11 protein-coding genes and 1 pseudogene are annotated in these 12,826 nt (G+C 60.3%); 4 read left to right on the top strand and 8 right to left on the bottom strand.

Features of this window, described 5'->3' with window-relative positions:
* Positions 1 to 79 precede the first annotated feature (79 nt).
* The 5 genes from pcaF to paaF are packed head-to-tail and all read right to left on the bottom strand — an operon-like array spanning position 80 to position 4,845.
* Positions 80 to 1,300: a 3-oxoadipyl-CoA thiolase gene (gene pcaF / locus CAG18_RS02400; protein WP_085720160.1), complete on the bottom strand. Its 1,221-nt coding sequence runs from the start codon at positions 1,298 to 1,300 to the stop codon at positions 80 to 82.
* A complete protein-coding gene (gene paaI, locus CAG18_RS02395) occupies positions 1,293 to 1,733 on the bottom strand; it encodes a hydroxyphenylacetyl-CoA thioesterase PaaI (protein WP_013972610.1) in 441 nt (146 codons plus the stop codon). The genes pcaF and paaI overlap by 8 nt, the downstream gene beginning before the upstream one ends.
* On the bottom strand, positions 1,726 to 3,243 hold the full coding sequence (gene paaH / locus CAG18_RS02390; RefSeq protein WP_085720158.1) for a 3-hydroxyacyl-CoA dehydrogenase PaaH: 1,518 nt from the start codon (positions 3,241 to 3,243) through the stop codon (positions 1,726 to 1,728). The genes paaI and paaH overlap by 8 nt, the downstream gene beginning before the upstream one ends.
* 2 nt (positions 3,244 to 3,245) lie before the next feature.
* The gene (paaG, locus tag CAG18_RS02385) at positions 3,246 to 4,037 is read right to left on the bottom strand and encodes a 2-(1,2-epoxy-1,2-dihydrophenyl)acetyl-CoA isomerase PaaG (RefSeq protein WP_015270321.1); all 792 of its coding nucleotides are present in this window, start codon (positions 4,035 to 4,037) and stop codon (positions 3,246 to 3,248) included.
* Between the two features lie 34 nt (positions 4,038 to 4,071).
* Positions 4,072 to 4,845 (bottom strand): 2,3-dehydroadipyl-CoA hydratase PaaF, encoded by a 774-nt coding sequence (paaF, locus tag CAG18_RS02380; RefSeq protein ID WP_015270320.1) that lies wholly within the window; start codon positions 4,843 to 4,845, stop codon positions 4,072 to 4,074.
* Between the two features lie 355 nt (positions 4,846 to 5,200).
* Here paaF and paaY point away from each other — a divergent pair, with 355 nt between their 5' ends.
* The 3 genes from paaY to CAG18_RS02365 all read left to right on the top strand — a co-directional run bounded on the left by paaY (position 5,201) and on the right by CAG18_RS02365 (position 8,453).
* Complete coding sequence (gene paaY / locus CAG18_RS02375; RefSeq protein WP_085720156.1) at positions 5,201 to 5,800, top strand: phenylacetic acid degradation protein PaaY; 600 nt, start codon at positions 5,201 to 5,203, stop codon at positions 5,798 to 5,800.
* Positions 5,801 to 5,877: 77 nt separating this feature from the next.
* Complete coding sequence (gene paaX / locus CAG18_RS02370; RefSeq protein WP_015270318.1) at positions 5,878 to 6,801, top strand: phenylacetic acid degradation operon negative regulatory protein PaaX; 924 nt, start codon at positions 5,878 to 5,880, stop codon at positions 6,799 to 6,801.
* Positions 6,802 to 7,925: 1,124 nt separating this feature from the next.
* Complete coding sequence (locus CAG18_RS02365; protein WP_080604872.1) at positions 7,926 to 8,453, top strand: SH3 domain-containing protein; 528 nt, start codon at positions 7,926 to 7,928, stop codon at positions 8,451 to 8,453.
* A gap of 86 nt (positions 8,454 to 8,539) precedes the next feature.
* Here the strand turns inward: CAG18_RS02365 and leuD are convergent.
* The 3 genes and pseudogenes from leuD to CAG18_RS02350 form a co-directional block, all read right to left on the bottom strand.
* Positions 8,540 to 9,090: pseudogene (gene leuD, locus CAG18_RS02360) on the bottom strand (3-isopropylmalate dehydratase small subunit).
* A gap of 190 nt (positions 9,091 to 9,280) precedes the next feature.
* Entirely contained in the window at positions 9,281 to 10,162 is an 882-nt protein-coding gene (locus CAG18_RS02355; RefSeq protein WP_085720154.1) for an alpha/beta fold hydrolase, read from the bottom strand.
* 212 nt (positions 10,163 to 10,374) lie between these two features.
* A complete protein-coding gene (locus CAG18_RS02350) occupies positions 10,375 to 11,355 on the bottom strand; it encodes a LysR family transcriptional regulator (protein WP_256573333.1) in 981 nt (326 codons plus the stop codon).
* Between the two features lie 112 nt (positions 11,356 to 11,467).
* Here CAG18_RS02350 and CAG18_RS02345 point away from each other — a divergent pair, with 112 nt between their 5' ends.
* Positions 11,468 to 12,820: a cation:dicarboxylate symporter family transporter gene (locus tag CAG18_RS02345; protein ID WP_085720150.1), complete on the top strand. Its 1,353-nt coding sequence runs from the start codon at positions 11,468 to 11,470 to the stop codon at positions 12,818 to 12,820.
* The last annotated feature ends 6 nt before the right edge of the window (positions 12,821 to 12,826 follow it).

Genomic DNA, 12,826 nt, shown 5'->3' with positions numbered 1-12,826 from the left:
GCAGGCCGCGTGGTGAGTGTCATGGAAGCAGCATATACGGCTGCGTTCGGTTCGGTAACAAGCCGATGGTCTGAGCCGCTCAGAGGCGTTCGATGACCATCGCGATGCCTTGGCCAACGCCGATGCACATGGTGCACAGGGCGTAGCGTCCGGCGGTTTCTTCCAGCTCGTGCAACGCGGTGGTGACCAGGCGTGCACCGCTCATGCCCAACGGGTGGCCCAGGGCGATGGCACCGCCGTTGCGGTTGACCCGCGCGTCGTCGTCGGCCAGGCCGAGCTCGCGCAGTACCGCGAGGCCCTGGGCGGCAAAGGCCTCGTTGAGCTCGATGACGTCCATGTCTGCCAGCGACAACCCGACAAGCTCCAGCACCTTGCGGGTCGCCGGCACCGGGCCGATGCCCATCAGCCGTGGTTCGACCCCGGCCACCGCCATGCCGACGATTCGGCCGCGAGCCTTCAGGCCATGACGGCGGGCGGCGGCGCTGCTGGCGAGCAGCAGGGCGCAGGCACCATCGTTGACCCCGGAGGCATTGCCGGCGGTGACGCTGCCGCCGTCACGGAACGGGGTACCCAGCCTGGCCAGTTGCTCCAGGGTGGTGTCGCCGCGGGGATGTTCGTCGTGCTCGACCACTTTGGCCGGGCCTTTGCGCTGCGAGATCTCGACCGGCACGATTTCCCGTGCCAGGCGCCCGCGTGCCTGTGCAGCGGCGGCCTTGTGCTGGCTACGCAGGGCAAAGGCGTCCTGGTCGGCGCGGGAAATACCAAACTGCTGCGCAACGTTCTCGGCCGTTTCCGGCATCGAGTCGGTGCCGAAGGCCGCCTTCATCAGCGGGTTGACGAAACGCCAGCCGATGGTGGTGTCGAACAGTTCGGCCGCACGGCCGAACGCCTGCTCCGACTTGCCCATGACGAACGGCGCGCGTGACATCGACTCCACGCCGCCGGCCAGCATCAGCCCGGCTTCGCCGCAGCGCAGGGCGCGGGCTGCATTGCCGATGGCGTCCAGGCCCGAGCCACACAGGCGGTTGATGGTGGTGCCCGGCACTTCGATCGGCAACCCGGCCAGCAAGCTGGCCATGTGCGCGACGTTGCGGTTGTCCTCGCCAGCCTGGTTGGCGCAGCCGAGGATGACGTCGTCGATGGCTTTCCAGTCCAGTTCGGGGTGGCGCTGGATCAGGGCCTTGAGCGGGATGGCGGCCAGGTCATCGGCGCGCACGCCGCTCAAGGCGCCGGCATATCGGCCGATGGGGGTGCGCACGGCGTCGATGATCAACGCATCGGCCAGGGTGTGTTCAGTCATCTTGCGTCTCCTGCGCCAGCACGGTGCCGCGCACTTTGTAGGATTTGCCATGGAACATCGCCACCAGCTCACCGCGCTGGTTCTCGATGCGGACGTGGTACAGGCCGGTGCGGCCCTTGCGGCTGACCTCGCTGGCGCGGGCGGTAAGCACGTCATCGCGCAGCGCCGGGGCCAGGTAGTCGATGCTGCAGCCCAGGGCGACGGTGGCCTGGTCGTGGCTGTTGCAGGCGAAGGCAAATGCCGAGTCGGCCAGGGCGAACAGGAAGCCGCCATGGCAGGTGCCATGCCCCTGGATCATGTCGGCGCGTACCGGCATGCGCAGGCATGCCTGGCCCGGGCCGGCTTCCAGCAGGCGGATGCCCAGGCCCTGGGTGGCCTGGTCGCGGGCGTACATGGCCTCGGCACAGGCTTGTGCCAGTTCGACTTCAGTCATGCAGGGTGCCTCCTTTGGCTTCGCAGCGGCGTAACAGCAGGGAAGGGCGGTAGCGGCTCTCGCCGTAGCTGCGCTGCAGGTTGTCGAGCACGCGCAGGGTGTGGGGGATGCCGAGGTTCGCGGCCCAGGCCAGCGGGCCGCAGGGGTAGTTGACGCCGGCGCGCATGGCCAGGTCGATGTCGGCGGCGCTGCCGACACCTTGCAGCACGGCATCGGCGGCCTCGTTGGCGAGCATCGCCACGGTACGCAGCACCACCAGGCCGGGCAGGTCGGCGACCGCCGTTACCTTCAGGCCGGCACGCCGCAGCAAGGCCACCGCCTGGTCGCGAGCGTTGTCGCTGGTGTCGGCCGACCAGCTGATGGCGAGGCGGGTGGCGGTGGTGTAGTCCAAGGCAAGGTCGAGCAGCACTAGGTTGCGCAGGCCGTCTTCCCGGGCGCGCTGGCTGGCCAGGCGGCCATCGGACAGCGCCAGGGTGGCATCGCCCACCTGGATCAGGCCGCTGCCGGCGCGCTGGGTCACGGCGACGCCGCTTTGGCGCAGGCGTTCGACCAGCGGCTGCATCACCCCCAGGTCGCCTTCGACGACGCAGGCATCGACTATGGCGGGGCTATGCAGTTCGGCTGGCTGCGGGCGTTCGGCGCCTTCGGCATAGCTATAGAAGCCTTGGCCGGTCTTGCGCCCGAGGCGGCCCGCGTCCACCAGTTCTTTTTGCACCAGCGAAGGCTGGAAGCGGAAGTCGCCATAGAACGCATCGAAGACCGAACAGGTAACGGCGTAATTGACATCGTGGCCGATCAGGTCGGTGAGTTCGAATGCGCCCATGCGGAAACCACCGGCATCACGCAGCAGCGCATCGAGGCTGGCGCAATCGGCTGCGCCTTCCTGCAGCAGGCGCAGGCTTTCGGCGTAGAACGGCCGCGCCACGCGGTTGACGATGAAGCCCGGCGTGGAGCGCGTGTGCACCGGCTGCTTGCCCCAGGCCTGGGCGGTGGCATGAATGCACGCGGCAACAGCCGGGGCGGTGGCCAGGCCCGAGACCACTTCGACCAGGGCCATCAGCGGCGCCGGGTTGAAGAAGTGCATGCCAACCACCTGGTGCGGGCGTTGCAGCCCGGCGGCGAGGCTGGTGATGGACAGCGACGAAGTGTTGCTGGCGAGGATGCAGTCGGTGGCGCACAAGGCTTCCAGCTGGCTGAACAGCGCCTGCTTGACCTTCAGGTTCTCGACGATGGCCTCGATCACCAGGTGAGCATCGGCCAGGGCTTCGAGGGCGTCTACCGGGCACAGCCGGGCGCTTATGGCTTCCCGTTCGGCAGCCTGCATCTTGCCTTTTTCCACCAGGCGGGCAAGTTGCCGGTCTATGCCGGCCACCGCCTGGGCGGCAGCGCCCGGGCGGTTGTCGTAGAGCTTTACCGGGTGGCCGGCCTGGGCCGCAACCTGGGCGATGCCTGCGCCCATGGCGCCTGCACCGATCACCGCCACTTGGGCATTGCTTGCGAGTGCGCTCATGATCAACGCCCCTTGAATGCCGGCGTGCGCTTGTTCATGAAGGCACTCACGCCTTCGCGATAATCCTCGCTGCGCCCGGCCAGGCGCTGCAGGTCGCGCTCCAGCTCCAGCTGTTCATCGAAACCGTTGTCGAAACTGGCGTTCAGGCTGCGCTTGATCAGGGCCAGGCCGTAAGTGGGCTGGGTGGCGAGCTGGCGGGCGAGGGTGAGGGCTTCGTCGCGCAGCGCGGCATCGTCCACCACGCGGTGGATCAGCCCCCATTGCTGGGCCTGTTCGGCGCCCAGGCGCTCGCCCAGCATGGCCAGAGCCTTGGCCCGTGCCATGCCGACCAGGCGCGGCAGCAGCCAGGTGCCGCCGGAATCGGGTACCAGGCCGATCTTGCAGAAGGCCTGGATGAAGCTGGCCGAGCGTGCCGCCAGCACCAGGTCGCAGGCCAGCGGGATGTTGGCACCGGCGCCGGCTGCCACGCCGTTCACCGCACAGATCACCGGCAGCGGCAGGTCGCGCAGGGTGCGCACCAGCGGGTTGTAGAACTTGTCGATCGATTCGCCCAGGTCCGGCATCTCGGCACCCGGGGCGACGTTGCGATCGGACAGGTCCTGGCCGGCGCAGAAACCCCGGCCTTCGGCAGTCAGCAACAACACCCGGGCTTCGCTGCTCTGGCGTACTTGCTTGAGCGCCTCGCGCACTTCCAGGTGCATGGCGGTATTGAAGCTGTTCAGCTGCTCGGGGCGATTCAACGAGAGGAGGGCGACGCCGTCCTCGATGGAAAACAGGATGTGCTGGAAAGTCATGACAGACTCGCTCCGTCAGTCGAGGGAAAGATGATCAGCGGCCCTGGAAGCGGGCCTGGCGTTTTTCCTGGAAGGCACGGATACCTTCGTCGCGGTCGGCGGTGCCGGCCAGCAAGGTGAAGGCATGGCGTTCGAAACGCAGGCCGCTGGCCAGGTCGGTATCGCCGGCCTTGAGCAACGCTTCCTTGGCCAGGCGCACTGCCAGCGGGGCCTTGGCGGCGATGCTGCGGGCGATGTGCAGGGCGCGTTCTACGGTGAGTTCCGGCTGGGTGATTTCGCTGACCAGCCCGGCCTGCAATGCATGAGGGGCGGTGATGGCTTCACCGGTCAGCACCATTTGCATGGCCAGCGGCTTGCCTACTGCCCGCAGCAGGCGTTGGGTGCCACCGGCACCGGGGATGATGCCGAGGTTGATTTCTGGCTGGCCGAAACGGGCGTCGCTGCCGGCGATGACGATGTCGGCACACATCACCAGTTCGCAGCCGCCACCCAGGGCGTAGCCGTTGACGGCGGCGATCAGTGGCTTGGCGAAGGCGGCGATGCTTTGCCAGTGGGCCACCCGGGGGTCGTTGAGGATGCCGACCAGGTCGCGCTCGGCCATCTCGCGGATATCGGCGCCTGCGGCGAATGCCTTGCGGCTGCCGGTGATGACCACCGCGCGGGTCTGTTCGTCTTTCCCGGCCGCTTCCAGCGCAGCGGCCAGCTCTGCCAGTAGCTCGGTGCACAGGGCGTTGAGCGCCTCGGGCCGTTGCAGGGTAATGAGCTGGACGCCGTGTTCAGGCGCCTGCACATCGAGATATCGCGGCATGTCGGGTTCCTCTGGCTGCACGCACGGCACATCGTGGGGCCGGCATTTCTTGGAATTGTTTGCAGGGGCGTGATGCGGGGATCACGTCCAGGTGGAACCAGTATATGCATTATGCGATACAATTATGCAACATTCAAAATTGTTCCATGTATCTCTTTTTGTGAGAGTGACACCTGCCTCAGCAAAGGGTTTTAGGATAATGAATCGCTTCATCACTTTGTAATCAACGAATTACGCTGGATTTAATGGGGCGCGATGACCCCAGCAAAAGCGATACACGACCATGGCGATTGACGCATCACAAGATTGTGATACAAGATCAAGGCGCATTTGAAATCATTTCAGGAGCTTTGCCATGCCTTGCTATCGACTGGACGGCCTGACGCCCGTGGTTCATCCGACAGCCTACGTGCACCCCAGCGCCGTGCTGATTGGTGATGTCATCGTCGGCCCTCGTTGCTACGTCGGCCCACTGGCGTCACTAAGGGGGGATTTCGGCCGTATCGTGCTGGAGGAGGGTGCCAACCTGCAGGACACCTGCGTGATGCATGGTTTTCCGGGCGGCGATACGGTGGTCGAACGCAACGGGCATGTCGGGCATGGCGCCGTGCTGCACGGCTGCCGCGTGGGCGAAGACGCCTTGATCGGCATGAACGCGGTGGTGATGGATGGCGCCCATGTGGCACCGCGCTGCATCGTCGCGGCCACGGCATTCGTCAAGGCGGGTTTCGAATGTGCGGCACAAAGCCTGGTGATGGGCTCGCCAGCTCAGGTCAAGCGCCCACTGACCGAACAGGAACTGGTCTGGAAGCAACGCGGCACGGCGGAGTATCAGCACCTGGCGCAACGCTGCATGAACAGCATGGTCGAATGCCCGCCACTGACCGAGGTCGAGCCCGAGCGCCCACGCATGGAAGACACTGGCGTCAGGCCCAAAGGCCAGGCATCGGCATGAGCCTGGCAGCGTCACGCAATGGTCAGGCGGCCCGCCGCGCAGGTATAGTCGGTGCTTTAACCGCGCACAGTTCGCCCATGAGCAATCTCGCCCCACTGAACAACCTGATCACCCGCTTCCAGGAGCAGACGCCGATCCGCGCCAGTTCCCTGATCATCACTTTGTACGGCGACGCCATCGAGCCCCACGGCGGAACCGTCTGGCTGGGTAGCCTGATCAACCTGCTGGAGCCGATCGGCATCAACGAGCGCCTGATACGCACATCGATCTTCCGCCTTACCAAGGAAGGCTGGCTCACTGCCGAAAAGGTTGGCCGCCGCAGCTACTACAGCCTGACAGGTACCGGCCGCCGGCGTTTCGAGAAGGCCTTCAAGCGGGTCTACAGCCCCAGCCAGCCAGCCTGGGACGGTGCCTGGACACTGGTTTTGCTCTCGCAACTGGAGGCCGGCAAGCGCAAGGCTTTGCGTGAAGAGTTGGAGTGGCAGGGCTTCGGGACCATGGCGCCAAACCTGCTGGGCTGCCCACGGGCAGACCGCGCCGACCTGGCCGCCACCTTGCGTGACCTGGAGGCGAGCGACGACAGCATCGTCTTCGAAACCCACACCCAGGAAGTGCTGGCATCCAAGGCCATGCGTGCCCAGGTGCGGGAAAGCTGGCGCATCGACGAACTGGGGCAGCAGTACAGCGAGTTCATCCAGCTGTTCAGGCCGCTATGGCAAGGTTTGAAAGAGCAGCAACAACTTGATGCGCAGGATTGCTTCCTGGCGCGTACGCTGCTGATTCACGAATACCGCCGGCTGCTGCTGCGCGACCCGCAACTGCCGGACGAGCTGCTGCCTGGGGATTGGGAGGGAAGGGCCGCGCGACAGTTGTGCCGTAACCTCTATCGGCTGGTGTTTGCCAAGGCGGAAGAATGGCTGAATGCAGCGCTGGAGACGGCTGATGGGCCGTTGCCGGATGTGAATGAAGGCTTTTACAGGCGTTTTGGCGGGCTTGTTTGAGGATTGGGTGCAGAGACGGGTTCTATATAACTACGCTAAATGAGTATTTAGTGTAGTTATATCCTATTTGCATATACAGCATGGCAAATGGGGGGGTATGCCTGGCCCTCAGGTATCGCGCGGTCCTCATGTATTTTTTGTCGCTTGTACTGGTCACATCGCTTGCAGGCCAGCACCCACAGGGATGGTTCGTGGCTGAGGTCTGCGTGAGATGTAAACAACTGTCTTCCCAATCCTGCTGGCCCTTGCAGGAGCGGCCTTGCGTCGCGATGGGCTGTGCAGCAGCCCCAAAGTTTCAGAGCAACGGCATGAATTGCTGGGGCTGCGTTGCAGCCCATCGCGACACAAGGCCGCTCCTACAATTGACCGCGTTAACCGATCGACCGGGAGTTGGGTTGCCGGCGATGGGCAGCGTGGCAAACTCAATGGCGCTGGCTGACAGGCGCTAGTCGTCAGTGTGGTCATGCATGCGCCGGATTTGTCTTGGTAAACAAGGTCGAGGGTGACCGTACCAGGTTTCTTTCAAGCACTCAGGGTACAGGTGCAAATGGCTGGCCTGATGTCCAAGTCGCGGTAGCCAACAGTCAAAAGGCAAGGCTAACGCATCCAGCACCAAAGTCGGCGAAGTGGGCGATGGATCAGGACAGATTATCTAGACCAGGGAGCTTTCCCTGGTCCCAAAGTGCCTCACTCGTGGTTCGGTGACCAAATATTGACTAGCGCATAATGAGTATTATGTTAAATGACGTATTTGGAAGTGCCCGTTCATGGAGCCCGTCAGCCTTCACTAGCGCCACGGAGCACATTTGTACTCAATCCTCTTGCTGTCGCTGCAACCACCAACTTCCCCGACCCTGCGTGCTTTCCTGAGCACCTTTGACACACATGGGATTATCGAAGGCTGGTCACTGAGAGGCTCAGGTAGCGTATGACTGAACATATCCGGCACGACATACCATCAGGCGCGTTAACGGCCCGGGACGTCAGCCAGGTGCGGCTGCCGCTCCAACCAGCCTCAGTCGGCTAAGCTGAATTGTATCGACGATGAAAGATGGAAAATTGCTCGCCAGGCTCCAGCCGGCCTCTTCTAAAAGGACAGATATCATTTCGAGGGTGCAAAGGATATGCGCAAGAAAGGTCAATCATGGTTTCTGCCGCTGCTAGTTCTCTTCGTGGTGATCTGGGCCATTGGCAAGAAGGATTCGCCTAAAACTGAGCCACCAGCTATCCAGGCGTCGGTTAACACTTTGGCTTCAAATTCATCACCAGCACCACAACCTACACAAGCCTCGGCACCTGAGCATTTCGTCAACGCGGACAAGCTGAATCTGCGCGCTGAACCGGGAGGGAAAGTGATCTCTAGCCTCAAGCGCGGTGAGAAGGTTCAGGTCTATGAGCAAAAAGCGGAATGGGCGCGCATCAGCCTCGACGGCCAACCACAACGGTGGATCTCCTACAAAAATCTCTGCAGCGGCCCGAACTGCTTTGTCGCCCCGCGGCCCAAACGGGAGCGCCCTACTCCGCAGCCAGTTCGAAGCTCAACACCCGAATATGGATCATCGTGCCCCTGCTCCTCTGGTCGTGTATGCATAGGCCCAAGAGGCGGCCGCTACTGCATCACGTCTGGGGGAAACAAACGCTATGGCGTATAGCATCGCTAAAGCCTTTAGCTACACGACGACATCTGGATGCTCAGCGCCGAACGCCAAAAAGTTTTGGTAGAGGAGCCATTGAAGGGCTAGAACCTCTCGTAAAGCCATGGTTCCAAAACTATACGTGTTTTCTCAAATTCCCGAATAGCACCCACCTTTAGTAACGTCATCCCCACTTCGTCCAAACCATTAAGCAAGCAATGCTTTCGGAACGGGTCGACATCAAACGGAACGCGGTTGCCATGGCCGTCTACAATCTCTTGTTTTTCAAGGTCTATGCTTATTTGATAACCTGGCAGCTGCTCAACTGCGACGAATAAATTTTCGAGAGCAACCTCGTCCAGCACGATTGGTAGAATCCCGTTCTTGAAGCAGTTGCTATAAAAAATTTCAGCAAAGCTCGGTGCAATAATCGCCCTAATTCCCCATTCATGCAAAGCCCAAGGCGCATGTTCACGGCTAGAACCACAACCAAAGTTACCACGAGCCAACATAATTCCAGCGCCTTCATATCGTGGCTGGTTGAGTGGAAAGCTCAAGTTTAGAGGCCTTTTTGAGCAGTCCTGATAGGGTTCTCCATGGTACTGCGTTCGATAATCATCAGGAATTGCTTTGGTAGAATAGCGTCAGTGTCCACATTGGCGCGATCCAACTGCAAGATAGTGCCATTTGCCCTGTGCCCAGACGTAAGTGATGTCTCCACACCAGACCTGATTTGGAGCTTCGACATCAAACTCCCAACTGGCCATCAGCGATGGCCAGATTCCTGAACACGACAAATTTGCTTAGAAATTATGTAGACCTCGAGCCGAGAGATGGTGGAGGAGTCAGTCCTTACTTGCGTAAACCCGATCAGCAAACCTGGAAATCGCATCAGCCATCTCCTTCGGCCGTTCAGGTGCAAGGGCATGGCCTGCTCCGGCAATTACTTGGTGTTCCACTCGATCACCCAGCATCGACTTGAGTATATTGGGAATTACAACTGCATCCTTTTCAGCTTGAAGGTCCAGAATGGGCACTGTGTTACCAGCAGACCAGTAGCTCTCAACCGGTGTGCTATCTCGGGCGTGATCTTGAGCCACATGTGTTTTGTCATACCACCCGGTTAACCACGCTCGCGCATCATTGCCAGGGGCGAAGAATGCTAGCTCAAGGTATTTGATTCGCTGAGCTTCAGGTAACGCATAGTTGCCCGCTCCCTTGATCGCTTCAACCATCCTTCCATAGGGCTTCTCCGACGATCCTGGAGGCAACTTGCCAATGGATGCAGCAGCCAACACCACACCTTTCACAAGATCCGGACGATCAACCGCAAGCACGCGTGCGGGCTGGCTTCCCCAGGCATGACCAACGACAATTGCAGCCCCGGCGTGGGCCTTGTCCATCACTAACGCAACATCGGCAGCAAAATCATGCAACGTTGGCGTGTCCATGGGGGCCCGGCTTCCATTGACACCCCGAGGCTCTGGTCGAATCACGCGGTAACCATCATCAGCCAGGTAGCTGGCTACCTGATCGTAATCGTGAGCACCCCGGCCCTTAGACGGCAGGATGACGATGGTTTTTCCAGATCCCTGAACCAATGCCTCAATGTGGACATCCCCCTTGCTCGCAGTCAGGATGGAGACATCATTCTTGGCGTGAGCAAATTGGCTAGCCAAGCAAAAACTGAGCAGAGTTAGTGAAGTCGCAAAGTAGGTAGAACGCATGGTCTATGCCTCTTATTTTTATCTGGTATGCGAAGGCTGATACCTGCCCCGCTGACAGCAGACTATGCATTTAAAAAAAACTGACAAATACCGTGTATTGATAGCAGTTCATGACAATTGAGCATGGCTCTCTTCAATCCGCTCCCTCGGTGAAAGAACAGCATGCGAGGGCGATGTCTAGCACAGGACATACATGGGTTTGAGCATCGCTGTCACTGCGCCAGCCAGTGCGTTGCCTCTTTCCAAGCACCGACCGTAACGAGCTCTTCCAGGGTCTCCAGCAAGATTTTTTCATAGCTTAAGGCCAGACGAGAGCTACGTCGGTCGCGTAGCCGAGTCAATGACACGGTTGAGCGGATACCGGGCCGTTCAATTGCATGGCCGACCAGCGTGTGGCTGTTCATGTCCTCCTGAACAGCGGCATGGGCGAGAATGGAGTAGCCAAGCCCCTCAGCGACCAACCGCTTCGTCAAACTAACGCTATCGACCTCGAGCACGACATTCAGACGAACCGCGTTTTGTGCGGCAATCTGTTCCACCAGGCGACGGTTGCTATGAGGCAACCCCGGCAAGATCAAAGGGAAGTCGCCAAGCGCAGTCAGACGGACGTTACGCGATGCCTCGCCAGGTGGGCCAACCAGCACCATCCGTTCGCTGAACAATGGCCGCACATCGAATGCCTCGATCAAGGGTTGGTTATAGACAACCGCCACATCGATCCGGCCCTCCAGCAACCATTCTTGAAGCGATGTGCTGAGCCCCTCAAGCGCATGCAGCGATGCCTTTGGCCACCGGTCCTTGAAACTACGAATCAGCTGAGGGCCGACAATTGACCCAATTGCTGGGGGCAGGCCTATCGCCAAATGCCCCCGCTCCTCATCCGCAGTGTTGCGCACATGGTCTGCAGTTTCTTCCATGTAGCGCAGCATGATCTCTGCACGCTCCAACAAACGAGAGCCTGCTGCAGTCAGCTCAACACCTCTCCCATGTCGAGTGAAAAGCTCGACCTGCAGCTGCTCTTCCAACTTTGCAATCTGTCGACTGAGCGCTGGTTGAGCGATGAATAAATCCCTCGCAGCCCGACTGAATCCACCACATTGGGCGACCTTGACGAAGGAACGAAGCTCACGGATATCCATCTGAAACTCCATGCTTAACTGGCATAGCTTTTTATCAAAATAAGGTTTTTGCACCGATTACGCCAGATCTCTATGCTCAGTTCTAATAGCTATGCCGGTGGGATTGGCCATCCCAGCATGCGAATCACAAGAACAATGACGCCCATCCCGTGGGCGAGGAATTGCCATGAACCAGTTGAAGAAGCTCCACGTTCAGGTGCTGATAGCACTTGTCGCTGCCGTCATCCTCGGTTTCGCCGCGCCCACCTGGGCCACTGCCATGAAACCTCTCGGACAAGCCTTTATTGCGCTCCTGAAAATGATGCTCGCTCCAATCGTCTTCGTGACCTTGGTGCATGGCCTCACCCACGTCCAGGACATGCGCAAGCTAGGCCGGCTTGGCATGAAATCACTGCTCTATTTTGAAGTCGTCAGCACGGTCGCGATGCTCGTAGGCTTTGTGTTGGTGAACGTTGTCGAGCCAGGTGTTGGGCTGCATGCCACAGGGATGAACGAGTCTTCGGCTGCCATCAAGGCTACAGCCGCAGCAGGCGAGGTCTCGGTCATCACCTACCTGCTGAGCTTGATCCCGCACACCCTTGTGGATGCTTTCGCCAAAGGCGACATCATCCAAGTCCTGCTGATCTCAGTACTGGCCGGTATTGCTATCAACCGTACGTGCGGGCCAGAGTCCGTAGCAGTGCGCGCAATTGACGAAGCTCAAACCATCCTCTTCAAGATGCTCAGCTTCATCATGAAGCTGGCCCCCCTCGGCGCATTTGGCGCGATGGCCGCTGCGATCGGTAGCTACGGTGGCGACACCCTTCTTTACCTTCTCAAGCTCATCGCCGTCTACTACGCCGCCTCGCTCCTGTTCGTGTTCGGAGTGCTCGGCACCATCAGCTGGTCGGTTGGCCTGCCGTTCATGACCGTGCTGCGGTTGATCCGCGATGAAATTCTGCTTGTGTTCGGTACCGCTTCTGGTGAAGTCGCGTTCCCGCGGCTTATCGAGAAACTGAAACGTACTGGTTGTGATGAAGTGGTTGTTGGTTTTGTGCTGCCGGCCGGTTACAGCTTCAATCTGGACGGCACGGCGATCTATATGGCAATCGCTATCGGATTCATTGCGCAAGCCACCGACACTCCGTTCTCGCTCTGGCAACAGGCCGGCTTGCTGGCGATCCTCAGCATTACCTCCAAAGGCGGTACAACGGTTGCAGGTGGTGCTTTCATCAAGCTGGCAGCCACCCTGCAGTCTGTACAGACCCTTCCGCTGAGCGGCTTGGGCCTTCTGTTCGGCATTGATCGGATCATGGCGACAGCAACAGCCCTGACCAACATCGTTGGCAACACCATCGCCGTTTTCGCAATCGCCCGCTGGGAGGGTGCTTTTGATCCGGAAGCGTTCGAACGTGAAACGGGCCGTGCCCCTGGCCGCAGCCTGCTGCGCCCCTCGGATGTCAGCGCAGCTCAAGTAACTGCCCCCGAAGCTGTTGCGCAAGCCCAACCCCTGTCTCAATCGCAAACCCAGCACTCGTAACAGGAA

Source organism: Pseudomonas sp. B22(2017) (assembly GCF_002113105.1).
GTDB lineage: Bacteria > Pseudomonadota > Gammaproteobacteria > Pseudomonadales > Pseudomonadaceae > Aquipseudomonas > Aquipseudomonas asiatica.
This window is presented reverse-complemented; position numbering and strand designations above follow the sequence as displayed.